Source organism: Pseudomonas lini (assembly GCF_001042905.1).
In the GTDB taxonomy this organism is placed as follows: domain Bacteria; phylum Pseudomonadota; class Gammaproteobacteria; order Pseudomonadales; family Pseudomonadaceae; genus Aquipseudomonas; species Aquipseudomonas lini.
In genome coordinates, this window is record NZ_JYLB01000003.1 from 446,389 (window position 1) to 472,714 (window position 26,326).

Annotated in this window: 23 protein-coding genes; 7 read left to right on the top strand and 16 right to left on the bottom strand. The window is 54.7% G+C overall.

Annotated features, from left to right (window positions below):
* Window positions 1-226 precede the first annotated feature (226 nt).
* Window positions 227-3,031 carry an ATP-binding protein gene (locus TU81_RS10730; protein ID WP_048395015.1) on the top strand — a complete coding sequence of 935 codons (2,805 nt, stop codon included), beginning with the start codon at window positions 227-229 and terminating at the stop codon, window positions 3,029-3,031.
* On the opposite strand, the gene TU81_RS10735 is transcribed toward TU81_RS10730, so the two are convergent.
* Together TU81_RS10735 and TU81_RS10740 are read right to left on the bottom strand one after the other, a co-directional pair.
* On the bottom strand, window positions 2,996-4,474 hold the full coding sequence (locus TU81_RS10735; protein ID WP_048395016.1) for an ATP-binding protein: 1,479 nt from the start codon (window positions 4,472-4,474) through the stop codon (window positions 2,996-2,998). The genes TU81_RS10730 and TU81_RS10735 overlap by 36 nt on opposite strands.
* 186 nt (window positions 4,475-4,660) lie before the next feature.
* Entirely contained in the window at window positions 4,661-5,611 is a 951-nt protein-coding gene (locus TU81_RS10740; protein ID WP_048395017.1) for a GlxA family transcriptional regulator, read from the bottom strand.
* Window positions 5,612-5,827: 216 nt separating this feature from the next.
* Between TU81_RS10740 and TU81_RS10745 the strand changes: the two genes are divergently transcribed.
* The gene (locus TU81_RS10745; protein WP_048395018.1) at window positions 5,828-6,550 is read left to right on the top strand and encodes a pirin family protein; all 723 of its coding nucleotides are present in this window, start codon (window positions 5,828-5,830) and stop codon (window positions 6,548-6,550) included.
* A 129-nt stretch (window positions 6,551-6,679) separates the two neighbouring features.
* Here TU81_RS10745 and TU81_RS10750 read toward each other — a convergent pair whose 3' ends face one another.
* Window positions 6,680-8,491 (bottom strand): ABC transporter ATP-binding protein, encoded by a 1,812-nt coding sequence (locus tag TU81_RS10750; protein ID WP_048395019.1) that lies wholly within the window; start codon window positions 8,489-8,491, stop codon window positions 6,680-6,682.
* A gap of 245 nt (window positions 8,492-8,736) precedes the next feature.
* On the opposite strand from TU81_RS10750, the gene TU81_RS10755 reads away from it, so the two are divergent.
* The 5 genes from TU81_RS10755 (at window position 8,737) to TU81_RS10775 (ending at window position 13,829) form a co-directional block, all read left to right on the top strand.
* Window positions 8,737-9,150, top strand: coding sequence for a VOC family protein (locus TU81_RS10755; protein ID WP_038978357.1), 414 nt, complete (start codon window positions 8,737-8,739; stop codon window positions 9,148-9,150).
* A 598-nt stretch (window positions 9,151-9,748) separates the two neighbouring features.
* Complete coding sequence (locus TU81_RS10760; protein ID WP_038978356.1) at window positions 9,749-10,480, top strand: winged helix-turn-helix domain-containing protein; 732 nt, start codon at window positions 9,749-9,751, stop codon at window positions 10,478-10,480.
* 11 nt (window positions 10,481-10,491) lie between these two features.
* The gene (locus TU81_RS10765) at window positions 10,492-11,247 is read left to right on the top strand and encodes an EAL domain-containing protein (protein ID WP_048395022.1); all 756 of its coding nucleotides are present in this window, start codon (window positions 10,492-10,494) and stop codon (window positions 11,245-11,247) included.
* Window positions 11,248-11,285: 38 nt separating this feature from the next.
* On the top strand, window positions 11,286-11,954 hold the full coding sequence (locus TU81_RS10770) for a winged helix-turn-helix domain-containing protein (protein WP_007900813.1): 669 nt from the start codon (window positions 11,286-11,288) through the stop codon (window positions 11,952-11,954).
* 480 nt (window positions 11,955-12,434) lie between these two features.
* Complete coding sequence (locus TU81_RS10775; protein ID WP_038978354.1) at window positions 12,435-13,829, top strand: undecaprenyl-phosphate glucose phosphotransferase; 1,395 nt, start codon at window positions 12,435-12,437, stop codon at window positions 13,827-13,829.
* 480 nt (window positions 13,830-14,309) lie between these two features.
* On the opposite strand, the gene TU81_RS10780 is transcribed toward TU81_RS10775, so the two are convergent.
* From TU81_RS10780 to TU81_RS10840, 13 genes are all read right to left on the bottom strand, one after another.
* Window positions 14,310-14,669, bottom strand: coding sequence for a VanZ family protein (locus tag TU81_RS10780; protein ID WP_038978353.1), 360 nt, complete (start codon window positions 14,667-14,669; stop codon window positions 14,310-14,312).
* On the bottom strand, window positions 14,666-16,756 hold the full coding sequence (locus TU81_RS10785; RefSeq protein ID WP_048395330.1) for a YjbH domain-containing protein: 2,091 nt from the start codon (window positions 16,754-16,756) through the stop codon (window positions 14,666-14,668). The genes TU81_RS10780 and TU81_RS10785 overlap by 4 nt, the downstream gene beginning before the upstream one ends.
* Before the next feature lie 8 nt (window positions 16,757-16,764).
* Window positions 16,765-17,532, bottom strand: coding sequence for a capsule biosynthesis GfcC family protein (locus TU81_RS10790; protein WP_048395025.1), 768 nt, complete (start codon window positions 17,530-17,532; stop codon window positions 16,765-16,767).
* Window positions 17,529-18,188 (bottom strand): YjbF family lipoprotein, encoded by a 660-nt coding sequence (locus tag TU81_RS10795; RefSeq protein WP_038978350.1) that lies wholly within the window; start codon window positions 18,186-18,188, stop codon window positions 17,529-17,531. The genes TU81_RS10790 and TU81_RS10795 overlap by 4 nt, the downstream gene beginning before the upstream one ends.
* A 14-nt stretch (window positions 18,189-18,202) precedes the next feature.
* A complete protein-coding gene (locus tag TU81_RS10800; protein WP_167344816.1) occupies window positions 18,203-19,315 on the bottom strand; it encodes a polysaccharide biosynthesis/export family protein in 1,113 nt (370 codons plus the stop codon).
* An 87-nt stretch (window positions 19,316-19,402) separates the two neighbouring features.
* Window positions 19,403-19,675, bottom strand: coding sequence for a hypothetical protein (locus TU81_RS10805; RefSeq protein ID WP_048395026.1), 273 nt, complete (start codon window positions 19,673-19,675; stop codon window positions 19,403-19,405).
* A gap of 417 nt (window positions 19,676-20,092) precedes the next feature.
* Window positions 20,093-21,436 (bottom strand): UDP-glucose dehydrogenase family protein, encoded by a 1,344-nt coding sequence (locus TU81_RS10810; RefSeq protein ID WP_038978348.1) that lies wholly within the window; start codon window positions 21,434-21,436, stop codon window positions 20,093-20,095.
* Window positions 21,437-21,448: 12 nt separating this feature from the next.
* A complete protein-coding gene (locus tag TU81_RS10815) occupies window positions 21,449-22,876 on the bottom strand; it encodes a mannose-1-phosphate guanylyltransferase/mannose-6-phosphate isomerase (protein ID WP_048395028.1) in 1,428 nt (475 codons plus the stop codon).
* Window positions 22,877-22,930: 54 nt separating this feature from the next.
* Entirely contained in the window at window positions 22,931-23,407 is a 477-nt protein-coding gene (locus TU81_RS10820) for a glycosyltransferase (protein ID WP_038978346.1), read from the bottom strand.
* Window positions 23,408-23,863 (bottom strand): glycosyltransferase family protein, encoded by a 456-nt coding sequence (locus TU81_RS10825; protein WP_048395030.1) that lies wholly within the window; start codon window positions 23,861-23,863, stop codon window positions 23,408-23,410. It abuts the gene before it with no gap.
* 35 nt (window positions 23,864-23,898) lie between these two features.
* Window positions 23,899-24,861, bottom strand: a complete 963-nt coding sequence (locus TU81_RS10830; RefSeq protein WP_050681853.1) for a glycosyltransferase family protein — start codon at window positions 24,859-24,861, stop codon at window positions 23,899-23,901.
* A 54-nt stretch (window positions 24,862-24,915) separates the two neighbouring features.
* Window positions 24,916-25,458, bottom strand: coding sequence for an acyltransferase (locus TU81_RS10835; protein ID WP_038978344.1), 543 nt, complete (start codon window positions 25,456-25,458; stop codon window positions 24,916-24,918).
* Complete coding sequence (locus TU81_RS10840; RefSeq protein ID WP_038978343.1) at window positions 25,459-26,322, bottom strand: polysaccharide lyase; 864 nt, start codon at window positions 26,320-26,322, stop codon at window positions 25,459-25,461.
* Window positions 26,323-26,326 lie beyond the last annotated feature (4 nt).

The window sequence follows — 26,326 nt, forward strand, 5'->3', positions numbered from 1 at the left end:
TGCAGGACGAGTTAAACGTTGTTAATTTTCAATGGTGCGCCAATGGATTTCGCTGCGCCTTCAGCGGCATCGCGCCCAATAAATACGGGACCGGCCGGCACTGGCCTGAATGCAGCGACCGATACGCGCTGCCACCAGGTGCTCAACGCTGCGTTGCGCTGCCGAAAAAACCTGAGGAATATGCCCGGATACCGCGTGATAGACGGCTGCAAGCAGGAGTGACCCGTTGACCCTTTCTCCCGAACAGGCCATCCATTTCGGCCCTTACCGGATCTACCCCGGACAACGCCTGGTGATGGAGGCCGACCAGCCCTTGCGCCTGGGTCGGCGCGCCATGGACATTCTGTTGATCCTGCTGGAACACGCCGGGCAGGTGGTGAGCAAGCAGCAACTGATCGCTCGGGTCTGGCCCAAAAGCGTGGTGGAAGACATCAACCTGAGGGTGCACATGGCGGCGCTGCGCAAAGCCCTCGGTGACGGTCAGGCCGGCCAGCGCTACATCGTCACCGTTGCCCAGCGCGGGTACAGTTTTGTCGCGCCGTTCTCTGTGGAGCACGTCGAGCAAAGCCCGAAAAGCGCCGCAAATGGACCGAGCCGGCATAACCTGCCGATCCGTCGGACCCGCATGATCGGCCGCCAGGCTCTGGTCGACAGCCTGATGGCGCAACTGGCGCGGCAGCGTTTCATCACCCTCGTGGGCCCCGGCGGAATCGGCAAGACCACGGTGGCACTGCGCGTTGCCGAACAATTGATCGGCCGCTACCGAGACGGCATTCGCCTGCTGGACCTGGCACCGATCAACGACCCTTCAATGATCACCACGCACCTGGCAGCGCTGCTAAATTTGTCCTTGCACGACGCCGAACCCATGAACGGTCTCGCCAGGCTCCTGCGCGAACGGCAGATGCTGCTAGTCATCGACAATTGCGAACACCTAATCGACGCCATTGCGTTACTCAGCGAAAGCATCCTGCGCGCGGCGCCCCAGGTGCATATTCTGGCCACCAGCCGCGAGAGCCTGCGGGCCGAAGGTGAGTTCGTGCAGCGCCTGGAATCACTGGACTGCCCGCCGCCCATCGCCGTGCTCGACCGCGCCCAGGCCCTGACGTTTTCGGCGCTGCAGTTATTTGTCGAGCGGGCGATGGCCAGCCACGACTGCTTCGAACTGAGCGAAGCCGAACTGCCGCTGGCGATTGAAATCTGCCGGCGGCTGGACGGCATACCGCTGGCCATCGAACTGGCGGCAGCGCAAGTGGGCAGCCTGGGATTGAGTGGGTTGCTGTCGCAACTGCAAGGCAGCTTTCGCCTGCTCACCCAAGGCTGCCAAACGAATTTTGGCCGCCATCAAACCCTGCGCGCGACACTGGATTGGAGCTTTGAACTGCTCAGCGCCTGCGAGCAAACCTGCCTGCGTCGATTGAGCCTGTTCCGGGGCGGTTTCACGCTGGAATCTGCCGCCGCCGTGATTGTCGGCCAGCACATCGAGCCCGGGATGGTGTTTTCCTCGATCACCCAATTGGTCGCAAAGTCATTGCTGAACGTGGAAGTCGGCGACGAAGAAGTGTTCTACCGTCTGCTCGACACCACACGTGGCTATGCACTGGAAAAACTCGCCCAGGCCCAAGAACTGCCGGATACCCGCCAGCGCCATGCCGAACGCTGCCTCGTGTTGATGCAGCAAGCCCAGAACGACTGGGAGCAGATCTCGAGCGAGCGCTGGACCGAGCGTTACGCCCGCAGCCTGGGAGATATTCGTTCTGCACTCGATTGGGGCTTGAACGCTCAAGGACCACAGCCCTTGGCGATCCGTCTCGCCGCGACCTCGACGCCGCTCTGGCAGGAACTGTCGCTGCTCAAGGAGCACGGCGTGTATGTGCGCAAAGCGTTGGCCTTGCTCGAAGCGACGCATCAGCCCTGCCCGCGTGTGACCATAACCCTCAAGCTTGCCCTCGGCAGCTCCTGCTACCACACCCTGGGCAGTAGCGCCGAAGCGGTCGAAGCGTTCGTCAGCGCCAAACACCTGGCTGAACGCTGCAACGATGTGGCCGGTCAGCTCAAAGCGATTTCCGGGCACTTGGCGGTTGATCTCAGTTGCGGCCACTACCAACAGGCCCTGGAGCAGAGCCGACAATTCGAGCGGTTGGGGTTGCACGGTGACGCGGTGTTGGCCCTCAGCACCCAACGCTTGCGGGTTCTGGCCCTGCACTTTGCCGGGGATCAGCCTCTGGCGCGGGAGAATGTCGAACAGGTCATTCAATGCCTGGCCCAGAGCGGTCACCTCAACCGCTTCAGCTACTGCTTTGGTGTGCATTACGATCAGAGCGTCGCAGCCCTGACGATTCTGGCGCGCATTCTCTGGTTGCAAGGACACCCGGAAAAAGCCTGGCGCACTGCACGACAGGCGCTCGACATCGCGATGCAGATCAATCATGGCACGTCCATCTGCTATACCCTGGCGCTGGCCGGTTGCCTGATCGCTCATTACAACGGCGACACCCCGGTCGCCCGCGAGCTCCTGAACCTGCTGCTTGAGCAGGCGAAGAAACACTCGGTGCTGCTGTTCTACACGTGGGCCAAACATTACGCGCAGGTGATCGACGTTGCCCAGATGCCCGCGTCCCCGCGACCAGACACCGGGTTGATCAAGGAAATCATGGTCACACTGGACAGCCGTTTCATCGATGATGCGTTGCTGGAACGGGCCGAAAATGGCGCGGCGGGCTGGAGCACGGCGGAGATTCTGCGGGCCCGGGCCGACGCGTTACTGGCAGGAGATTGCCCGAGCAGCATCGGCGCGGCCGAGGCGGTGCTGCTCAAGGCGTTAGCCGTAGCAAAAACCCAGGGAGCGCTGGCCTGGGAACTGCGCAGCGCGACATCACTGGCCCAGTTGTGGCAGCGTCAGGGCCATTTCCGGCAAGCCCATGAGCTACTGGCGCCGATTTACCAGCGTTTCACCGAAGGCTTCGCCACACCGGACCTGACAAAAGTCCGGCGGTTACTCGACGAGTTGCAGCGCGACCTGCCCGATTGATGCCCAGTGGGCCCGGCTGATGTAGCGTTCATAACGCAGTTCGAAGGCGCGCAAGTAACCGCTGTGTTCGAGCTTCTCCAGGGCGTAGGCGCGCGTGGTATTGAGGAAACGGTAGCGGGTCACGCCGTTACCCTGCTCCACCGACAGCAGCGATTTATTCGCCAGACTCTCCACCACGTTGACCAGGCTTGCGGGCAGCAGCATCGCGCCACTGATCACGCCAATCGCCGCATCCAGGGTGAACGCCATCTTGAACACCGCCAGCCGCTGCAACACGATCTGCTCCAACGGGCTCAGCTGTTCATAGCTCCAGTCCAAGGCAGCTTTCAGACTCTGATGCCGTGGCAGAGCGGTGCGTCGGCCTTGAGTCAACAACTGCAAACAGTTGCCAAGTTGCGCTTGCAGCCCCACCAGCGCCAACGCATCGATCTGCGCCGCCGCCAGTTCAATGGCCAAGGGCAAGCCGTCGAGCCGCCGACAGATTTCGCGCACGGCCTTGAGATCCTGTTGGCGCAGGGTAAACCCTTGCTGACGGGCTCGGGCGCGGCTGACCAACAGTTGCACCGCCGAATAATCCATGGCCTCGGCCACGCTGTATATCGCTGAGGCTGGCGGCACCGCCAGGGCCGGTAAACGCATCAGCGTTTCCCCCGCCGCTTGCAGTGGTTCGCGACTGGTGGCCAGGATCGATAGCCGTGGCGCCGAGGCCAGCAGATTATCCACCACTGCTCGACAGCATTCGAGCAGGTGATCGCAATTGTCGAGCACCACCAAGGCATGCCGTTGCCCCAGCAGTGTCCCGCCGACATCCAGTTCCAGCGTGCGCGACAGATGCTTGACGAGTTGCGCCGGGTCATCGATGGCCGCCAGATCAACCCTCCAGACACCATCCTGATAGTGCTGCAACAGCAACTCGGCCACGCGCAACGCCACGGTAGTTTTGCCAATGCCGGCGGGCCCCATCAGGGTCATGAGACGTCGAACCGGCAACTGCCGGACCACACTGCCGATGATCGAGTCGCGACCGGTCACCGGGGTGAGCCGCGCAGGCAGATTGTGTTGAGGCTTGTGCTCCGTCTCGACGGGTACCAGCGTGCCTGTCCGGTCGCGTTGTACCGGGGCGATGAAGCTGTAGCCGCGCTGGGGAATATTGACGATGTAGCGCTGCCCGTTCTGGCCATCGCCAAGTGCCCGACGCAGCGCGGCAATGTGCACGCGCAGGTTGATTTCCTCCACCACCGAGGTCGGCCAGACGTGAGCAATCAGGGACTCCTTGCTCACCACTGAGCCGGCGCGTTCGACCAACACCTGCAAAATATCCAGGGCTCGTCCGCCCATGCGCAGTGAGCGATCACCCTCCAGGATCAATCGCTGACGCAGGTGAAACGCGTAGGGCCCGAACCGCAGCACCGCATCGCTATTTATACTTCTGAGGCTGTTCATGCACGTTCATGCGCTGAAAACCTGGCCCGGCTCAAGGTACCGCAAAACCCATCGCGCCCATCCATCCAGGTTCCCGCACCTCCATGGCAAAGAGTTCACGGGTATCTTGGCAGGCATGGGTGTCGGTACAACGGCCACGGGAGGAGCGTCACGGCCATCACGGTGCGCGTGACGGACAACGCCCCTCTAACTGAACTGTTCGCGGTATTGAGTGGGGGTCAGGCCGAGCTTTTCACTGAACAGAAAACGCATATGCCGCACACTGCCAAAGCCACTTTTATAGGCCACGGTCTTGAGCGGCAGGTCGCTGGTTTCCAGCAGATTCCTGGCGCAATCGATGCGCGCGCTTTGCAGAAACTCCATCGGTGTCATGTTCACTTCCCGGGCGAAAACCCGGGCGAAGTGCCGCGCACTCATGTTCACCAGACTGGCCATGCGTTCGATGCTGAACGCTTCATCGAGGTGTTCGAGCACATGGTTCTGCACCCGGGTGATCGGCGTTTCATGGGGCGCGACCGCCGCCATCAAGGGGCTGAACTGCGCCTGCCCGCCCTGGCGTTTCATCACCACCAGCAACACCTTGGCGACATCCTGAGCGACTTTTTTGCCATGGTCTTCGGCAACCACCGCGAGCGCCAGATCGATGCCAGCCGTGACACCGCCGGAGGTGATGAGATTGCGGTCCTGCACGAAAATCTGATCGGTCTCGACAGTGGCCTTGGGAAAGCCTTTGATCAGGCGTTCGGTGTAATGCCAGTGAGTGGTCACGCGATAACCGTCCAGCAACCCGGCATGCCCGAGCACGAACGCGCCGGTGCAGATCGACCCATAACAGTTTGCGCGGTTGACGGCGCCCTGAAGCCATTCGAGCAGCGGTGGATGTTTTTCGTTGTAGGCTCCCGGCCCACCTGGCACCAGTAACAAGTCATAGCGCTCGTTCGCCTGATCGATGTGCAAATCGGCCTGAACCTTGACGCCGTTTGAGGCTCGCAGCGCACCCGGCTCGGTGCCGATGGTCGACAGCTCGTAACGGTCCGCCGAATCCAGATAACGATTGGCGATCGAAAACACCTCCATGGGACCGGCCATGTCGAGCAGAAGAAAGTCGGGGAACAGCACCATTGCCACGGTTTTCATGGATTGGACATCACTGATATCAGAGAAGAAGGAACATAGCGTCAGCAGCGCTGAGCATTATGGCCAAATGTAACAACAAGAATACGTGAACTCGCGTCAAAAACTGTCAACTTGAAAGAGACAGTATTTCAATTTCCATCTACTTATTGCACCAAACGGTAAACATTAACCTTCTCCTCACTCGGACGAATTCATGTCCTGACAGGAGATTTCATCATGCTGACCCTTCGTAAAGCTTCGGATCGCGGCGCGGCCAATCACGGTTGGCTGAAGTCATTCCATACCTTCTCCTTCGCCAATTACCGCAACCCGCGGGAGCAGGGTTTTTCCGACCTGCTGGTGATCAACGACGACCGCGTGGCGGCCGGCAAAGGTTTTGGCCAGCACCCGCACCGCGACATGGAGATTTTTTCCTATGTGCTCGAAGGGGCTCTGGAACACAAGGACACCCTGGGCACCGGTTCGGTGATCCGTCCCGGCGATGTGCAATTGATGAGCGCCGGCAGCGGCGTTGCACACAGTGAATACAATCACTCCACAACACGCCCGGTGCACTTCCTGCAAATCTGGATCGTGCCGGAGGTCAGCGGCGCCAAACCGCGTTACCAGCAAGAGCACTTCAGCACGCAGAAAAAACGCGGGCGCTTGCAGCTGATCATCTCCCCTGACGGGGCCAACGGTTCGCTGAAAGTTCGGCAGGATGCGCGAGTGTATGCCGGCCTGATCGATGGCAAGGAAAGCGCCACGCTGGAACTGGCCAGCAATCGCTACGCCTATGTGCATGTGGCGCGTGGCAGTGTCGAGTTGAACGGCGTGCAGTTGCAGGAAGGTGATGGTGTGCGGGTGCGTGAGGAGCAAGTGCTGACCTTGAGCAATGGCGTGGATGCCGAGGTTTTGGTGTTTGATTTACGGCCGCAGGAGTTGCCGAAGATGCCATAAAGTCTGATGAGCACTAAAGCCCTCCCTGTGGGAGCGGGCTTGCTCGCGAAGGCGGTGTGTCATTCAACATTAATATTGGCTGACCCGACGCCTTCGCGAGCAAGCCCGCTCCCACAGGGGATTGAGGCGCTACCGATAACCACGAGCCTGCACGTTGAACAACTGCGCATAGCGCCCGCCCGCAGCGACCAGGCTGTCGTGATCGCCTCGCTCAAGAATCGCCCCCTGGTCCAGCACGATGATGTGGTCGGCATTGCGCACGCTGGAGAAGCGGTGAGAAATCAGCAACGTCATGCGGCCTTCGGTGTGTTGACTGAAATGCTCGAACACCGCCGCTTCCGCCGCCGGGTCCAGGGCTGAGGTCGGCTCATCCAGAATCAGGATATCGGCGTCGCGGCGCATGTAGGCACGAGACAAGGCGATCTTTTGCCATTGCCCACCGGACAGCTCCTGCCCACCGGCAAACCACCGGCCCAACTGCGTCGCGTAACCGCGATCCAGACGCTCGATGAAGGGCGCAGCCATGCCCTCGGCGGCCGCTTGCTGCCAACGTGCTTGATCGTTGAACGCCAACGTATCGCCCACACCGATGTTCTCGCCCACGGAGAACTGATAGCGAATGTAGTCCTGGAAGATCACGCCGATGCGCCGTCTCAGCGCCTCTTCGTCCCAGGACTGCAAATCGCTGCCGTCCAGCAAAATACGGCCCTGATCGGGGCGATACAGCCGAGTCAGCAACTTGATCAGCGTGGTTTTCCCCGAACCGTTTTCCCCTACCAGGGCGACGCTGCGGCCCGGCAGCAGGTGCAGATCGATGCCCTGCAAAGCGGCGTGGCTCGCCCCCGGATAACGGAAACCAACGTTCTCGAAACGCAAACCATCGCCGGGCATCGCGCCCACGGTAAGACTTCCGCTATCGGCAATAACCGGTTCGGCCAAATACTCGTAGAGGCTCGACAGGTAAAGGCCATCCTCGTAGAGACCACTGATCGCGCTCAAGCTGCTGCTCACGGCCGCCTGCCCCTGCTTGAACAGCACCAGGTACATGGTCATTTGCCCAAGGCTGATGTTGCCGTGAACGGTATCGACCACGACCCAGGCATAGGCCAGATAAAACGCAGCGGTGCCCAGCAGCCCCAGTACAAAACCCCAGCCATCGCGACGCAGCGTCAGGCGCCGGTCTTCGGCATAGAGACGAGCAAACGTGTCCCGATAACGCTTCAACAGCAGCGGCGCGAAGCCGAACAGCTTTACCTCTTTGATATAGCCCTCATGGGAGAGCAGCGTCTCGATGTAATTCTGCTGCCGACTCTCCGGCGCCCGGCGCGTGAACAGGCGAAAGGCATCCCCGGAAAAGTGCGCCTCGGCAAAGAACACCGGCAACGCCCCAACTACCAGCAGCACCAGCGCCCACGGCGAAAAATGCACCAGCAAGACACCGAAGCTGATCAACACGATCAGGTTCTGGATCAGCCCCAGCGACTTCATCACCAGCGCCAGCGGCCGGGTCGATGCCTCGCGCCGCACCCGTACCAGCTTGTCGTAGAACTCCGAATTCTCGAACTGAACCAACGATAACGTCTGGGCCTTCTCCAGTATCATCGTATTGACCTTCTGCCCCAACTGCACCCGCAACAGCGACTGCTGAACCGACAGTGCGCGCTGTGTCCCGGACAGCAATGCAAGCACGCCCGCTTCGAACAACACATATCGCACAACCGGCCATAACGGCGCACTGCCCTGCTGCGTGTGCAACTGCATGGCGTTGACTACGGCGTCGACAATCCGCTGCCCCAACCAAGCCGCCAGCGCCGGCAACACACCGGCAATCAGGGTCGCCAGCACCAACCCCAGAAACAGCCCACGGGATGTTCCCCAGACCAGCAACAAGGCACGTCTCGCCTGGTCGAGCAAAGAGGCAAAACGGGTCAGGACAGGCATAGGGCGATGGACTCGGTGGCGGACGTCAGAGGAGCGCGGCAGGTTCTACAGTACGTGGAATGAGCCATCCACTCTACGGGGACAGGACGCGATAAAGCTGGCCACGCCCATCGTAAAAACATCTAAAAAAACACCCTCACTCGCTACGTTTTAGCGCTTTGATATGGGGAGTCAATGCCCATCGGGATTCGAGGACGAACCTGAACGTCCAGCCGATGTGCCCTCTCCATAATCGGGAGCAAAACATGAAAATCAATCCCTACTTGATCTTCAACGGTGAATGCAAGGCCGCCTTCACGTTCTACGCCAAAAGCCTGCCAGGCCAGATAGAAGTAATGATGACCTTCGGCGAAACTCCGGCTCGCGACCATGTTCCAACGGACTGCCATGACCTGATCATTCATACGCGCCTGCTGGTCGCAGACCAGGCAATCATGGGGTCGGACACCACACCTGATCGCCCCACCACTGGCATGAGCGGTTGTTCGGTTTCGTTGAATGTCGACAGTGTGGCGGAGGCAGAGCGGGTGTTTGCTGCATTGGCGGAAGGCGGCAGTATTCAAATGCCGCTGGAGGCGACATTCTGGGCGGCTCGTTTCGGGATGCTGGTCGATCGGTTTGGTGTGGCGTGGATGATTAATTGCGAAAAGGATCAGTGACAGGGCTCCCCCCGGTTAGTACATAAATTTACTGGCGCTTTAATATCAACTTTGGGAATTTTTTTTCAATAGCCAAACAGAATTACTACACATCACGAATCCCCCCAGACACAAATATTACGAATATAATGCCAAAACACTCAATTAATATAGTCCTCCTCTCATTCGCCCTAAAAAGAGGCAGTCGCTGTACTGATCGCCTCCCCAACGTGCACCTACATCACCCTAGAACACAGTGGAATATCCTTATAAATCAACTCAAATTTTCAAAAATGCGGGCATCCGCACAGTTCATACGCAAGACTTCCTCAGTTGTGCTTCGTTCTGCAGCCAGATGGGCAATTAGCCATCGCGCCTGTATTGCTTATAGAAAAGTCAACCTAAAGAGTCTAGTCCGACTGAAAGGGGCGTACCAACTAAGCCCGATATCACAAAAACAAATGGGCCTAAGCCTCGGCATTTGCCTATGTCATTGAATCAGCTAAAACTACCGAGGATGGAGTGACGTGTGTTCACGACGGGAAATGTTATAAAAAGTCAGATAACGTCAGTATTTTGTGTATTAAGATTGCAACGCCAGCACATATGAGTAATTCACATGATGAGTACTGAGAGCAAAATCGAAAATAGCCAGAGGGGTATTCTCGCTATTGGGCGCACTTGGCGCTCGACAGAGAAACTTCGACAATTATTTGTACCCAATCTCACACATGTTTATACATTAGATTATCCAAACCCGCCAAGCCTGGATATCGAAACACAAACACTCGATACCGTACTGATCGATATTGAAAGCCCCTCGATACTTAATGACTGCCTGGCGCTGATCAAGAAGTTACGCACGAATCCGACAGAACTGGCCATTATTGTTGCAATCAACTATCGCTCTCCGCACGCTAAAATTGAATGCTACCTGGCCGGAGCCGACCACTGCATCAATGTACCTAACGATCAGGATGAAAAAGCCAGGTTACTCTCAGAGTTGCTCGAAACTCCTGAATGGCAACCCAGTGTCAAGTTGACCCTGGACCAAACATGCCTGCACTTATATAACGATGAATACAAACTGGATCTGGCCTATCAGGAAATGAAAGCCCTGGATGCACTTATTAACGCAGAAGGCAATATCCTGCACCATGATAGTATGGCCGAATCCATGGGTTTGAATATAAAACTCTACGACTCACGCGTCTTGGAGAAATCCATAAGCCGGCTTCGAAATAAAATCAAAAAACACTTTGGCATTAACATCATTCACAGTGTTCGTGGTTATGGCTATCGACTGCTTCGAGGAGTCGTATCAGTCAATCAAACAAACTTTCACTCTTAAAGGACTAGGTCATGGAGCCCAGCAGGCAAGCTATCGTGCACGAAAACTTCGCATTGGTATTCTTCAGGCAATCGATTCTGAAACGAAACGATGAACTGTTCGGCAGCGAAATTTATGCCAAAGCGACCAAACAGGAAGCACCGCTGAACAAGGGGTATCAACAACTGCATTCCGATCATCCACTGGCGACTTATTACGAAGTCCTGACTCGGATCCAATTGAGTGCCCTCTCACAGATTGAGGCCGCGCCTTCCCATTCCGCACCGGCGCCAAACAAACTGTTCGTGACCATGAATCAATCTGCCTTATTGGATAAAGCGCTAATCAAGGAAATGAACGATGCTCAAGCGGTACTCAAAAAGCATGAGCAACAGCTAATCCCCAGCATTAACAGCAGTTCGTTCCTGTCGTTCAACCTGAAAGAAAAAAGAACTATTATCAATCACATTCACCTATTAAAAGACAATGGGATCGAGATCGCTTTCGATGGCTTTGATTTGAGCGACGACAGCACCGAAAAACTGATCAGCCTGGCGCTGTTCGATTACATAAAAGTGGACCTGACCAAATCCAATTTCGACATCATGGTCGAAAACAGCCAGGACTTTTTCAACAGATCTTACGACTGCCTGAGCGGGATGATCCACGACAGCAAGATCAAATTCGTGGCGGACCGCGTGGAGCACAAAGCACTACACACACTGGCCCGCAGCATGCCCTTCGACTTTTTTCAGGGGAGGTATTACTCACCGACCGAGCTTATTTAAGTCTTGAAAATTTCACCAGACTAGGAAGGAACCTTATTGTGAATACGCCGAATAACAGCTTTCTGATTTTCACCCGAGACCAACTGGCACGACAAGCAATCGAATCGCTTCTCGCACAACGCCTGTATTTATCTTTTGAAATCGAGTCAGGTAAACTCAGCAGCGAACGTATCCGAAAGAGTCGATTCACGCACATCCTGCTCGACCAGGCGGACATATCGCTAAGCGATGTCAGTTTCATCCGTAAAAATCAAAAAGATGCGGAAATCATCCTCATAACGCCCAACTCTGAACCTTCAGAACTCCATCACTTTTCGCACTTCGGTGTTGATGGCTTTCTCAAGAAGCCGGTAGCCGACGAAGAGTTCATCTCGGCAGTCAGTCGGGTTAAAGAGTCTCAGGGCAATCCTGATATCTGGTGGTTTAATGCTGACGATCGAACATTGGTCAAAGAAGATATCACTATTCCATTGACCGGTACCGAGTCGTTAATGCTCACCCAACTGGTCCTCAGTGATCGGCGGGTACTCAGCAAAAACGATCTTATTCTACGCATCGATAAAGACCCGGAACAATATAGCGGCCTTGAAATGTGCCTGAGCCGGTTGCAGAAAAAGTTCAAGACGGCAGCCAATGGAGAACGGCTGGTCCGCTCGGTTAGAAACCGAGGCTACTGCCTGGCACAAAGGATAAGAGTCGCTTACTGAGCGAGGTCGCAATAACAATAACAATAAATGCGATTTCCCTCCTCACCTGATACACCCACATCCATGACCTGCCTCCTTGCACTGCATATCGCCATAAACTCTCCCTTGGCGCCCAATCCGTTTCATCCCTCGCCTACCCGACAAACGTTTATCGAATGCTGCAATTATATAGACGATTGAGCGATATCCTCCTAACAAAAGAGCACGACCTTTTATAACAAGGCCTCTGAAAGTATGGCCGTTATAATTCGTCAGACACACACAAAGATTTAGGTACTAGTATAAAAACCTGACACTGAGACAACCGTATCAGCTGACTTGAAAACAACGCCAGGACGGCCAGCCATAAGCCCGCGTTATCCCCTTCTAATAATAAAAATAACTTCTGACTGAACCGCGTTCGCTCAGCCTTTGTGCGTGGCTGCCATTTATTAACCGTCGACTGATACACAACGTGGCGCAGGCCCGAGGGACACCGCGATGGTACATAATCGTATTAATCGAAACAGCATATCCAAAGGACTGACTTTCTGGGGGCAATGGATAGTTGCCATCACGTCGGTCAATGCGTTGTTATTTGCTCTGGCGCTCTATCAGACAGGAGAAATAGAGGCCCATTACCGTGTGCTGGCAGTGCTTACTTTCCTGGGTTCGGTCCCTTCCTACTCCCTGCTGCTGGTTTATCACAAACAGCATGGTTACCTTTCCGGCCTGGGTCGACTGCTGCTGGGGTGGCTGCTGACGCTGACCGGCCTGACCAGCATCGGCTTTATCAGCAAAACCAGCGAATTGTTCTCCCGGGAGATCATCCTGGTCTGGGCTATGGCCGGTTATTGCGTACAGGCCTTGCTGTACCTGCCTTTGCACAGTTTTTCCAGGCACTACCATCGGCAATTGCACAGCCAAAACAACACCCTGATTATCGGCACCGACCAACTGGCGGTGAATCTGGCAGACAAACTGGCCAAAACCGAGTTTCCCCCGCTGGTCGGTCTGATCAGCTCAAAACCCAACGAACTGTCTACCAACGTCAATGCCCACAGAATCGTGGGTCAGTTGCAGGAACTGCGCGAGCTGATCCGGGTGCACGATGTCCGGCGGTTGTACATCGCACTGCCCTTGAGCGAAGCCAAACAGGTCGAAGCGCTGTACATCGACCTTCTCGACTCGAATGTCGATGTGGTCTGGGTTCCCGACCTGGGCAGCATGACGTTGCTCAATCACTCGGTCAGCGAACTGGATGGCCAGCCCGCCATCCACCTCAATGAAAGCCCGCTGACCAGTTACCCGACAGCGGCGCTGAGCAAAACGCTGCTGGACCGAAGTCTCGCCGCCCTGGCGCTGATCGGCTTCAGTCCGCTGCTTCTGATAATCGCTGTCGCGGTGAAGATCTCCTCCCCAGGCCCGATTATCTTCAAACAGGAGCGCCATGGCTGGAACGGCAAGATCATCAAGGTCTGGAAGTTCCGCTCCATGCGCCTGCACGACGATCATCAAGTCCGCCAGGCCGGGCGTGAAGACCCGCGCATTACTCCGGTCGGCCGCTTCATACGACGCACGTCCATCGATGAACTGCCGCAGTTCTTCAACGTGCTGCAAGGCCATATGGCGCTGGTCGGGCCACGGCCGCATGCGATTGCCCATAACGACTACTACACCGGAAAGATTCAGGCTTACATGGCCCGCCATCGAATCAAACCGGGCATCACCGGGCTCGCCCAGATCAGCGGCTGCCGTGGCGAAACCGAGACCCTCGACAAGATGCAAAAGCGTGTGGAGATCGACCTCAACTACATCAACAATTGGTCGTTGTGGCTCGACATCAAGATCCTGATCAAGACCCCCTTCACGCTCTTTTCCAAGGACATCTATTAACCGCTGCGACGTTCATCCCTTCTATTCTTCAGCGTATTGCTGACAAGGTTGTAGTCTGGGGTAGTCAGGTTTCTGACTGCCCCAAACACCCCGCCCCCACCGCCTCATATCCCATTCCACATTGATCCCGATTCAATGCCAGTCAGTTACGCAATTTCAGCCATGACGCACTCTTTGTAGCCGCTGCCAAAGGCTGCGTTCGATTGCGAAGCAGGCGTGAGTCCGGCCGACGTGATCTGCCTGACGTACCGCAAGTTCTGAATTTACGACAGCTACGCAGCCGAACGCAGCCTTCGGCAGCTGCTACAGATTTGCGACTTGGTTGACTGGCATGAATGCGGATGGATGCTCAATGTGTCGAGCAGGTCGAGCAGGTCGACCGTGCTCGCGCCATTGGCAAGAGAGGTGTTGCAGGAGGGGGATATAGCGAGGATCAACGGTTACAACATGCCGACAGACTGCTTGGTACTTCGCGCCTTTTCAGCGCACCCAGTACCTTGAAATCAATAACCCCATCAACACGCCGACAGTATTTGCCAGCATGTCGTAGGGCGAAGCCGTGCGCAGCGGCATCAAACCTTGCATGGCCTCGATGAGCACGCCAGTGAGCAAACACCCCACGGCGATCCAGCGAAATTTCACATGGGGAAAGGCCAGGCGGCAACTGCACGCAAATACCAGAAAGCCGATCCAGTGATGGAGCTTGTCCTCTTCGACGAACAGCTCCGGGATCGGCTGAGAGCGCAAACCCGCGAACAGCAGAATCACGGTCACCGAGGCAAAGACCAGGCCCCGGAGCCAGAACGGCAACTCGACCAAGCCTTTGAGCCACGTGATCATTCGGTAATTTTCTCGAAGTTGTTGTAGAACAGGTCGCTGTCACGTCCGTCGGTCATGGTCTGCAGGGAGTAGGCGCGGGTCAGGCGCGCACCGCCATCGCGGGTCAGTGGCGCCCAGACGATGTTGGCCCGACGCATGGTGGAGGTACTCATCAACTCGTCGAACGGGATGGAAACATAGATCCCTTTGTCGAAGCTGCCCTCGCCATACTCCTCCTTCGACGCGCTGGTCAGAGTGACCCAGGCGCCAAACTTCACGCCGTTCTTGAACACCCGCGACAAGTCGACGGTGGTGCCCCAGTCCCGCGCCAGATAACGCCCCACGCTGACCGCCGCAAGCATGTCATTGGGCAGTTCAGTATAGCTGGTGACATGGCCCGTCACAGTCTTGTAGTCACGCAGGCCGAAGCCCTGATCATAGTCCCGCTGACGCACGAAGTTCAGGTCTGCACCCACCGACCAGCGTTTCCCCGTAGGTCGATACAGCACTTCACTGCCGACACCGGCATACATGGACTCCAGATAACCGCCGTAGACCATGCCGTACCAATCCCGATCCATCTGCGCCGCATGGTTGAACTGGAACGTCGGCATCATCACATCGGAGGTGGTCATGTATTGGCGCAGATCAGTACGCACTCGCGGCAGCCCGCTCGGCGCATCGTAGGTGAACTTGTCGTAGTTGTTCAGCAGGTTGACGCTGAGCAAGCCGCTCCACCAGGTATTGCGGGTGAAACGGTACTCCGCGTCGGCATCGGCGGTGAACTGATAGAGCAGTCCGTCGGGTCCGCCGATATTCTGTTTGTAGCCTAGGCCGAGGCCGTAACTGAACGGATCCAGTGCCTGGGTGTAGAGCGTGGTTTCCCGGTGCGCAGTCGCCGGATTGACCTCGGTCGTACGGTGCAGATCCTTCAGCGGCTGGTCATTGTTCACGACCGCGCGGAACGTTTCCCGCGGCACGCTGGTTTCCTCGATGGACATGTCATAACGCTGATTCACCAAGGTGAACCAGTCGATGTCCTGATTGACGCTGTTATCGAGAATCCGGCTGGCTCGCCCGACGGCTTTGGACGGATAAAAATAGCGAGACTGCTCGCCATATACCATCAGCTCGGAGCCACGTTGGGTGATGCGTTTCACCTTGTAGCCGGCATTTTGCTGCAGCCGGTTGGAGACATCGGCCCAGTTGACCTGGTCAGCCGGGGTCGACGGCTCCTGCGCCGGCAACGGCTCGGCAGGAGGGTCGTACGTCTTGACCGGCGCCTTGCGGCTGACAAAGTTGGTGTGCAGGGTGATACCGAACATCGCCGTATTGCCACGCTCCCAACCAGCACTCAGATCGACACTGTCCGCGAGCTTGTAGACCACGCCGATGTTGATCGGCAGGTCTTGCTTGATCGAGTTGTCCAGCGGCTCATTCTTGTAATCGTTGCCCTCGTACTCGATCTTCAGGCTCAGCGGTGCCCACGGCGTTTGGTAGGCAACCCCGCCAAACAACGAAGGGTGGCCTCTGAAATACGCGTTGGTGTTCACGTCCCCTGCCCTGGCGACAACCGCGGAGCTCTCTGGCCGGTCGTTGAACTTGCTGCCGAAGACCGCCAGCGGGTTGCTGAAATCCCCTCGATTACCCAGATAACCCCAGGCAATGCCGAGGCTGAAATCCAGGTCGCCATAACGCTTGTTGGCGACGAAATACTCGCTGGAAAACAGCCCGGTACCGCCAATGTCCCGGGCACCGATGGCGACCTGCGGTGCCCAGTGACTTTCTTCCCAAAGCCGCGCCTTGACGTCGATGGCCTTGTCTTTGAAGCTCTGATCACCGCTCAACTCTTCGGTGCCGTACCTGCGGTTGGTGATCGCGGTGTAACGAAACGAGCCTTCTAGCCAATCGAATGGCTGCAGGGAAAAACTATAGCGGGTGTAAGGATCGGTACGACTGGCCGTGGCGCTCAACTCCCCCGCGGGGGCCATGCGCGCGGTGGGGGTCTGTAACAGACCGACGCCACCAAAATCACTTTGTGTATAACGCGGTTCACCGTGAACCATGGCGCTGGGCAGGAGCAATACAGCAGCAAAACGTAACGTCAACGGGCACTTCAAGGGGCCACCTCAGCCAAGGGTTGAGTGGCGAGAAACTCGGCCAGTTGTTGATTGAGTTCTGGGGTCGCCGTCTCGAGGTCGTCGTTCCTGATCGGCACCAGGATCCTGCTGCCTGGAGCAGCCACGATGCCATCCTCGCGATTCCATGCCGCCACACCCACGCGCCTGACCTGGCCGTCGGGCTGGATCAGCCACAGGTAATCACGCTCGGCGTCATCGAGGATGGAGCAGTCCCGCACGTAGGCACGGACTTCTTGCAGGGCGCGGTAAGGCACATGACAGGGCTGCGCGACTGCCCCGAGGACTTCCACGGTGGACGGCCGCGCGGGATAAACAAGACGGTCACCATCATCGAGCAACGCATTGCGGGCGAAGCCCACTTCCACGGCGATCGGGTCGAGCACGGCAACCTGGCGCCCAGTGACTGGCAGTCGCTCGATCTGCTCATACAGGCGCGCACTCAAATCTGCTCGCGTGCCCTTGCCATCCAGCAAGGCACCCCGTTGCAGCAGTTTCAGATCGAACAGGACGCCTGCCTTCAAACGCGCCTGCTGATCCTCCAATGAGCGATGCAGCCACGCCGCACCCAGCCAGTAACTTTCGGGGTTAGGTTGGGCGTCGCGAATGACGTCCAGCAACCGTGCACCGGGTTTGACATCGAAGTTGCCGGGGCTGCGCACGTCACCGCTGACCGTGACGGCCGCCTGGCCGACACCAGGGCCGATCAACAGCAGGCCAAGCATTAAAAGATTTTTGCACTTCACCGGGCAGCTCCCCGATCAGGGCGTACCTGCACGATCTTCAGGAATAGCTGCGGCGTCAGGTGCTGCTCGCTGCGCAGGATGAAACCGTCCTGGGGGTCGACCCAATAGCGGTTGGTGGCGCGAAAATTCAGGGTGGGTACATCCACCTGCTCGTCAATGCGCAGCAAGGCGTAATCCTTGTCCAGAATGCGAATGGTCTCGATGTCGTGGGTGCTGAAACGGCTGTTGACGGCGATACCGATACGGTTGCCGTCATAGATGTCGATCCAGCGCGTGCTGGTATAGCCGTTGGGTAAATGCTGAAGGCCGCGTTTGAACGGCGACTCATCATTGAAGCGAGTGCCATCCAGAGAAACGCCCAGCCCGACCGTGCGTACCACCAGACCGTCGCGCATCATCAGCACTTGCTTGCCAGAAGCGACCCAGAACTGCAGGTCGCCCCGCCGGCGAGCCATGGCCATCACCCCCTCGCTGGAGGTGGTGGTGACCAGGATTTGCGGATACGGCACGGCGTCGACCTGAGCGCGGGTCAAGTTGATGGAGGCAGGGCCTGTGACCGAGGATTCGAGGGTGTCCCAGGAGGCCCTCATCAACGGGTTACACCCGCACAGCAAGAGCGCCATCGTCAGACAGGCACAGGTAGGCAAAATTTTCACGGCGGGATAGAGCCTTATCTGCTGTTGGCTTCGCTGAGGTCGTTAACCGAGCTGGCACCGGTCCCGAGGACGCTGGCGGTAGGCAGGAGCTGGGTAATCAGACGGTTCCAGCGCGTCACGCCGGCCGGGCCGACATAGACGATGTCTTGCGGTTGCAAGTCGAAACGGGTGGCCAGCACCAAAGCGGAAGGCGATTCTGCATCGAGCTGGAATACCTTGGCCGGTTCGGTTTCCAGATTGCCCGCACCGCGAATCACGTACACCGCGTTGCCATTGGAGGTGGTCTGATTCAAGCCACCCACAGTGCCCAAGGCATCGGTCAGGTTGATCGATTTGCTCTTGAAGCTCAGCGCGCGGGGCTGATTGACCTCACCCATGACATAGATCCGCTTGAGATCGTTATAAGGCAAGTACAGCCGATCGCCGCCCTTGAGGTAGACACCCTGCAGCTGTGAGTCCTGGCGATTGAGGGTGTCCAGATCCAGCCTGTACTCGCGCCCGTCGCGGGTCAGCGTCAGGCCTGACAGGTCTGCATTCGTCGGGTCCACACCAGCCGCGCCAATGGCCTCCACCACACTCAACGGAGTGGTGGTGATCGGCTGCTGGCCGGCTTTGATCACCGCACCGGAAACCACCACGGTCTGGCTGGCGAAGCGCAATACGCTGACGTCGACCTGTGGGCTTTCGACAAATTGCGACAAGCGCTCGGCGATAAAGGCTCGCAACTCTTCAATGGTTTTACCGGCGGCTGGAATATTACCGATATAGGGATAAAACAGCGTGCCGTCCGGACGAACCAGGCGACCGTTGGCATCGATTTGCTGTTGCGGCCCGGAAGGCGCTGTCAATTCCGGGTGATCCCAGACGGTAATAAACAGCAGGTCGTTGGCACCCACGCGATAACCACCCGAAGTATAAGACAACAACTCTGCGGGGACCGATTCGCGTACGCGTGTGGCGGCATCCATGGCAATCAATTTAGGAGTGATCGGAATAAGTTCCACCCGGCTACTCTCCGGAGAACCGTCACTGACCATTTGACTGGTGTCCATGTGTTGACCAGGCGAAAACATACAGCCGTGCAAGCTGATACTTGCCAGCATAACAACAGATAATCTACGGATCATAATGGCACTACGCTAGTCGAGGGCAAATCTAAAACAAGATCACCCAGAAAGTTCTGAGTGATCTTGAACAACATACTTCGCGGGGTATTAGTTGGTACCGGTAGTACCACCCGTACCGGTGGTGCCGCCTGTTCCAGAGGTACCGCCATTGGAACTGCCCCCAGAGTTTGAAGCGGCCACTGCAGCGCCGACAACAGCAGCGCCGATCACCACGGTTTCGGCGACCGTCACCCCCCCGACCAGCGGGGTGTTCAACGACAGTGGCTCGCTTGCGCTCACCGTATCGCTCACCGGTTCATCCGCTGCCAACGCCGCGGTACTCATGACAGCCAGCAAGCTGGCTAAAAGTAATTTCTTCATATCAGACTCCTTCTCGATATTAAACCCTTATAGAACTCTTTAATAAGGGAGCAGGGATGGAACGGAGATGAAGAGGCAATGACAACTGCAGAAAAGATCTTGTCGGATCACGCACGTAGCCTCCTCAGAATCATCTCACTCGTCGATAACTTAAACCAGTGGCCAACATTCTCCAAAGAGCCTGCGCAGATCACCCGCGAACCAAGGCCAGGCAGCGATTTTGGCGGATTTTCCAGGAAGTTAGCTGGACGTTAGCGGTTTTTCAGCGCTCATCGTAGAGCGCGAACCTTCCGGCGTGCCGATGCATTGTTAATAATGGTCAGCATAATCCGGCGTTTTGGCCACTGGACTTGTTCATTCCAGGACACGGACAAGTATGGAAGAGGGACTATAGCGTTTTCAGTGGCCTGGACAGCTTTAAATGACTGGCCTTACCGATAGCCCACGACCAATACCATAATAGTCGAATCCATTAGCTTTCATGCGTTGAGGATCGAATATGTTACGGCCGTCAAATATGACAGGCGTACTCAGTTTTTCCTTTATCAAGTCCAGGTCAGGGGCTTTGAATTCGCGCCATTCTGTCACAATGATTAAAGCATCAGCGCCTTGAAGCGCGGCTTCTTTGGTCCCCATTAAAAGCAAGTCTTCTTTCATCCCATAAATTCGTTGTGTTTCGGCCATCGCTTCGGGGTCGAAGGCTTGCATTCTGGCGCCAACGCTACGCAGCTGTTCAATCAAGACGCGGCTGGATGCTTCTCGCATATCATCGGTATTGGGTTTGAAAGCCAAGCCCCAAATCGCAAATGTTTTTCCCTCCAACTGCCCATCGAAGTGATGCTGGATGTGCTCGAATAGATGTTCCTTTTGCCGTCTATTGACTTCCTCGACAGCTGACAAAAGCGTTGCTTTATAGCCGATCGACGACGCTGTGCGCTCCAGGGCCTGTACATCTTTCGGGAAGCAGGAGCCGCCATAGCCGCAGCCAGGGTAGATAAAATCGTAGCCAATTCTTGGATCAGAGCCAATGCCTTTACGAACGGCCTCAATGTCGGCGCCCAATCGCTCGGCGAAATTAGCCATTTCATTCATGAATGAAATTTTTGTTGCCAATAGACAGTTAGCCGCATACTTCGTCAGCTCGGCACTTCTGATGTCCATTGTGATTATTTTTTCATGGTTTCTGTTGAAAGGCTCATAGAGCTCCCTCATCCGGTCCACGGCGTAACTACTATCACTTCCTATGATAATTCTATCGGGACGAGTACAGTCTGCTACCGCAGAACCTTCCTTCAGAAACTCGGGGTTCGAGATAACGTGAAACTCCACCTCAAGGTCCCGAGACTTCAATACGTCGGAAACTTTCATTCTTACTTTATCTGCGGTACCGACAGGCACCGTAGACTTATTAACAATAATTTTAGTCTCCGTCATGTTGAGGGCGATGGTCGCTGCAACGGATAACACGTATTTTATATCAGCACTGCCATCATCGTCTGGCGGCGTGCCCACTGCAATAAACTGGATGTCACCATGATGCACACCGCGTGCTGCATCGGTGGTGAAATGTAAACGCCCTGCTTCATGGCATTTTTCTACGAGGGCACTTAATCCAGGCTCATAGATAGGAATAATTCCGCTCTTCAAGTTCTCGACTTTAATAGCGTCGACGTCAACGCAACATACGTCATGCCCTGCGTCAGCAAGTACAGCCGCCTGCACCAGGCCCACATAGCCTATCCCAAAAACAGTAACATTCATTTTAATACTCCTTTAAACGAGCTCGAGGCGGCCATAACGATCTTCAAAACGAACGATGTCATCTTCGCCGAGGTAAGAACCTGATTGAACTTCTATCAACTCAAGGGGGATTCGCCCCGGATTTTCAAGGGAGTGCACAACCCCAATGGGTATGTAGGTGGATTGGTTCTCGCTCAGTAACACTTGCTTGTCACCGATTTGCACATTTGCGGTGCCTGATACTACGATCCAGTGTTCTGCCCGATGATGGTGAAGTTGAACAGAAAGTTTGTGCCCGGGTTTGACGGTAATTCGCTTGACTTGGTATCTATGACCTTGGTCCACTGAGTCATATTTCCCCCAGGGTCTATAGACTTCGCGATGACTAGCGCTCTCGACTCGATTGTTTTTAGTGAGTTCAGACACTATTTTTTTAACGTCTTGAGAGTTCTCCTTGGTCGTCACCAATATCGCGTCCGAAGTCTCGACGACAACGACATCACTTATACCTAGAACAGTGACTAGACGATGGCTGGAGTGGACATAACTGTTGGTAACGCCTTGCAGCAGTACATCCCCTTGTATGCAGTTCTCATTTTCATCCTTCAGGCCTGCTTCCCAGACCGAATCCCATGCACCAAGATCGCTCCAACTGGAGTTGAGGATAACGACTGACGCAATGTTGGTTTTCTCCATGACCGCATAATCAATTGACACATTGGGTGCGTTCACGAAGTCCACCTGATTGAGCCTTGTGAAGTCGTGGTCATGCGCCGCGTTAGAGAGAGAAAGTTCGGCGGCGACAATAATGTCAGGGCTCAAGCGTTCCAGTTCGGACTTCATGACAGAGGCGCGGAACATAAACATTCCGCTATTCCAGAAATAGTTTCCTTGGGCAAGGTAGCTTTGTGCTGTTTCCAGGTCGGGCTTTTCTACAAAGGCTTCGACGTGCGCAACGCCTTCGGCAGTGTGCATTTGCGTACGGATATAGCCGTAACCGGTCTCTGGCTTAGTGGGTACAACCCCGAAGGTAACAATTCGACCCTTGTTGACCTCAACCCTGGCCAACGCGAGGGAGGCTTTAAAAGCGTTAATGTCGCTTATGACATGGTCTGCGGCTAAAACCAAAAGGATAGGATCATCCCCGTCCTCAAGGGCTGCCAGTGTCGCGGCCGCAATGGCGGGAGCGGTATTTCGTGCAGTGGGTTCCAATAGTATTTTTTGTGGCTTTATATCCAGCGATCTGCTTTGCTCAGCCACGATGAAACGATGATCTTCATTACAAACTATTATCGGAGGACTTAAACTCTCCCCTTCTGTAGAGAGATTTTTGATTCGATCCAAAGTGGCTTGGAACAAGCTCAAATCACCGTGTATCGATATAAATTGTTTTGGCTTGAGAGCTCTTGAAAGCGGCCACAGGCGCGTGCCTGAGCCGCCAGATAAAATAACTGGGATCATAGCGATTACTCAATGATTAAAGGTGATGAGACGGTGTCGACAAACAGCGAAGACTTAAGACGTGAACGACTTTATATAATCGATTAAACGATCTCTTTCCGTGAAGTCCAACGAGCTCTCTGCGTTACTGTAATTGAGCGCTGAATCGATAGCCGAAAAAAAATCATCTTTATCATAAGCAATGAACACAGACGGAAAGCTCGAAAAATTCTCGACAGTGTCGTACTGATGGTTATTAATGTGTTCACCACGGCTGCTATCCCGAGGCACGATAACTATTGGTTTTCCCAGCTCAAGCGAGCGAATGATATTACCCATGCCCGCATGAGAGACGACGACTGCCGAGGTGTTGAAGTTTTTGGAAAAAAGAGGTTCGGCTATTGTCTTGAATGCGGTAATGCGGCCCAAGTCCCTTTCGTTATCGCCGACCTGGGCAACAATAGGGATGTGAGGGTTTGCATGACTCCATTCACTTAAATAGCTGAGCATTCTCTCAAACGGTGCTTGAGTGCCAACGCTGCAGAATATCATTTATACAATCCTCCCTTTATATTGAGCCCTGCTGTTTTCCGAAAGAGTGGGCCATTGCGTGAGCAATTCATCTACAAAGTAAGAAGCGATTCTGCCGGACAGAGAGATTTTTTTTGGGTTCGCGATGCTATCAATCCAGAGCGTTTTCTTTCCCATGATCTTTGCTGTGATCAAACCCAGCAGACCCGGTGCAGCCCCCGTAGAGATGACGTATTTTGCTTTGCTGTGGTAAACAATGTTGAAGATCTGATAGAAGCCCTTAATAATCTTCAAGGGTTCATTTCTATTAAAGTCTGGGACTTTGACAAAATCGTGAAGTGGATACTGGGTGTGAACGCTGATATCGACGGTGGCAATGTTAACCTTCCGGCCGTCAAAAGCAGGAAGCAGTTTGCTCATCTGTACCCAGTGCCCACCTCCGGAACAAATCAGTAAAACATCATACGATTGACTCATGACGATTTCCTTCCTGTCAGGATTAATAGACATCATCAGATGATAACGGCCGTTCTTAACAACTCCGCCTGGCCGTTCCAACGAGTTATTCGCTTGGCTTTTAACAGGGCTGATTTTTCTTTATAGAGTTCTTCATTTTCGATGAGTTGAGACACCCCAAATTTTATTGACAGGGGGTCTAATGTCTCAACAAATACGGCCGCGTCCGAAAACAACGATCGCAGTACCGTCGTGTTCGAGAGTGCCATCGGCCTGCCGGCACTAACCGCTTCGTTTGCCACACTCAATTGGACATTGTCGCGCGTTGTCAGCCCGAGAACGACATTCGCGTTGCACAGCAGTTGTTCGAAAATCAATTTACTCAGGAAACCCGTAAGCTTGATATTCGCTGGCATTGACGCTATGAGTGCCTCGGATAACTTGCCCTCATGCTTACCTGTGATTAGAAAATCTATATGTGGCATTTCTTTGGCTGCATTAATAACGACTTCTATCGGCTCGTCGATATCAAAAGAACAAGGAAAAAGCACATAGGGTGTCTGATGATCACTGGCGGGCGGGACTTTAAAATCACACGGTAAATCTTCCAGAATGAAAATATTCTCTGCCTTGACGCCTGCGTTAGATAATTCTTCTTTGACTTTGAAGTTGTGAACTACAACAGCATCAATTTTGTTGAGTAAGGACACCGTCCCCGGGAAAGTTATCCACTGTTTGCGCAGCAAACTGTTGTGTGCGTCAGCGATAATCTTGAGGCGCCGGTTCACCAAAAATTTGTAGGCCAGTGCTATGTGCAGCACAGGGCTCGGTGGTAGCTGGACCCAAACAACCTCAGGCGCACCGACGAAAAGCGCTTTGATCGTCTTAAAAGACTTAATCAAATAGTCCAAGGGTCGTGCATATTTTTTTTTGAATCTATTAGGCAGGTGCAGAATGTCATACGCCCAATATTGTTTCATTGTGTCGGCGCGTCGTTGATAGCCAACCCATGCGATCATTAGTGATTTCACTTCAGAGCCCTGCATAAAGGATAGTCGGGAAAATTGAGTGCATTACAATGCAAACCAAATAGGGAAGTCGGCGCGGTACAGAATGTTTTGATTTCTGAACCGAATATGTTTAGCCGGGTTTCCTCCCGCGATCGAATACTCTTCAACATTGCGCGTGACAACGCTGCCGGGATAAATAACCGCACCTTTTCCTATTGTGACTCCTGGCATTATCATGACATTGGGAAAGATCCACGCGTTATCTCCAATGACAACTGGTTTCCCGACTGTATTACTCATGGGGTCATCGATATCGTGCCCCAGTGTATAAATTTTTGTGTTGTGGGAAATATTGACGTTGTCACCGATACTGATTCCAGCCCTATTGTCCATGTAGCAGTTGTAATTTACCGTGCAGTTCTTTCCTATTGAGAATTTACCAAATGAAAAAAAAATCACCCTTCTATGGACAGTAGTTCGGGTGCCAATGCGGCATCCCGTTGCCCTTAGCAGTGAACGTCTCAAGCTGAAAAAGAAAGCCAGGCTAAGCGCCGTATTAAATAACGCAACGACTACCTTCTTGGTATTAAGCTTCAAGTTTTTCATCTAGTTACCTGCGCCCTGCCCTGATGTATTAGCGATGCGACGTGAACTCATCACGAAATTCCTGAACTGAATATTGGTACTGGCAGGTGTAGCGAAGGACGCATTATTGCCACCGAAGAAAGTAGAGAACAGTAACCCATCGATTGTTAAGTCTTTTGTGTCTCTAAATATCAGCCCGGTTTCAGAGTGCACCAGTTTTTTATCGTACCAAATAGAAATCACGCCATCGGCTCGACCCGGCGTATTTAATTTTACGAGTTGCTCTAATACGTGCCATCGCCCGACACTAAAGGTCCAGGAGCCCAAGCCTATTGCTGTCCCCCATGTTTTGCTGGTGGGTAAATAGGCATAGATTGCGCCAACGCCATTTTCTTTCCATATGTAGCGAGTGGAAAAACCATCATGGCCGTTAGGTATTTTCCCTCCTGTATTGCCTGTGCCGCCGTAGAGACCCGGAAGTTTTCCGCCTTTTACAAAGTTAAAATTTTTATCGAACTTCAATTCATACGTAAGAATCAGGCATTCCCTACCCGGTTGCTTGAGCCTGGATTTGAATTCAATTCCCCCGTAGGGTAAACCCAACCGGACCATCGAGCCTGGATCGTACGACCCGGCGGGATAATGTACCGTGATGTCTTTGATTTCGTTGCTGTAGGCTTTGTTGGTTAAATTGGCGCTGCCTTTTATACTGTCCTGTACTTGGGCTTTGCCCTGACGACTGGTAAACGTCTGTGAAACATCTGGAAGTGACGGATAGATGTTTTCAATGTTTTGCTCGCAGCTGTCGTTTACGTCTGACGCGCCGCTCGTAGCCACATGCAGAGAAAAAGCTAAAGTGAGTAGCGCCGAGCCTTTTTTTTTCACGTCA

Excerpts from the sequence above, each read along its gene's own strand:
- TU81_RS10765 (WP_048395022.1), top strand. The coding sequence starts at position 10,492 with ATGGAGCCCAGCAGGCAAGCTATCGTGCACGAAAACTTCGCATTGGTA.
- TU81_RS10820 (WP_038978346.1), bottom strand. The coding sequence starts at position 23,407 with ATGATATTCTGCAGCGTTGGCACTCAAGCACCGTTTGAGAGAATGCTC.
- TU81_RS10830 (WP_050681853.1), bottom strand. The coding sequence starts at position 24,861 with ATGATCGCATGGGTTGGCTATCAACGACGCGCCGACACAATGAAACAA.
- TU81_RS10835 (WP_038978344.1), bottom strand. The coding sequence starts at position 25,458 with ATGAAAAACTTGAAGCTTAATACCAAGAAGGTAGTCGTTGCGTTATTT.
- TU81_RS10755 (WP_038978357.1), top strand. The coding sequence starts at position 8,737 with ATGAAAATCAATCCCTACTTGATCTTCAACGGTGAATGCAAGGCCGCC.
- TU81_RS10760 (WP_038978356.1), top strand. The coding sequence starts at position 9,749 with ATGATGAGTACTGAGAGCAAAATCGAAAATAGCCAGAGGGGTATTCTC.
- TU81_RS10815 (WP_048395028.1), bottom strand. The coding sequence starts at position 22,876 with ATGATCCCAGTTATTTTATCTGGCGGCTCAGGCACGCGCCTGTGGCCG.
- TU81_RS10740 (WP_048395017.1), bottom strand. The coding sequence starts at position 5,611 with ATGAAAACCGTGGCAATGGTGCTGTTCCCCGACTTTCTTCTGCTCGAC.
- TU81_RS10800 (WP_167344816.1), bottom strand. The coding sequence starts at position 19,315 with ATGATCCGTAGATTATCTGTTGTTATGCTGGCAAGTATCAGCTTGCAC.
- TU81_RS10805 (WP_048395026.1), bottom strand. The coding sequence starts at position 19,675 with ATGAAGAAATTACTTTTAGCCAGCTTGCTGGCTGTCATGAGTACCGCG.
- TU81_RS10775 (WP_038978354.1), top strand. The coding sequence starts at position 12,435 with ATGGTACATAATCGTATTAATCGAAACAGCATATCCAAAGGACTGACT.
- TU81_RS10750 (WP_048395019.1), bottom strand. The coding sequence starts at position 8,491 with ATGCCTGTCCTGACCCGTTTTGCCTCTTTGCTCGACCAGGCGAGACGT.
- TU81_RS10825 (WP_048395030.1), bottom strand. The coding sequence starts at position 23,863 with ATGAGTCAATCGTATGATGTTTTACTGATTTGTTCCGGAGGTGGGCAC.
- TU81_RS10810 (WP_038978348.1), bottom strand. The coding sequence starts at position 21,436 with ATGAATGTTACTGTTTTTGGGATAGGCTATGTGGGCCTGGTGCAGGCG.
- TU81_RS10735 (WP_048395016.1), bottom strand. The coding sequence starts at position 4,474 with ATGAACAGCCTCAGAAGTATAAATAGCGATGCGGTGCTGCGGTTCGGG.
- TU81_RS10745 (WP_048395018.1), top strand. The coding sequence starts at position 5,828 with ATGCTGACCCTTCGTAAAGCTTCGGATCGCGGCGCGGCCAATCACGGT.
- TU81_RS10780 (WP_038978353.1), bottom strand. The coding sequence starts at position 14,669 with ATGATCACGTGGCTCAAAGGCTTGGTCGAGTTGCCGTTCTGGCTCCGG.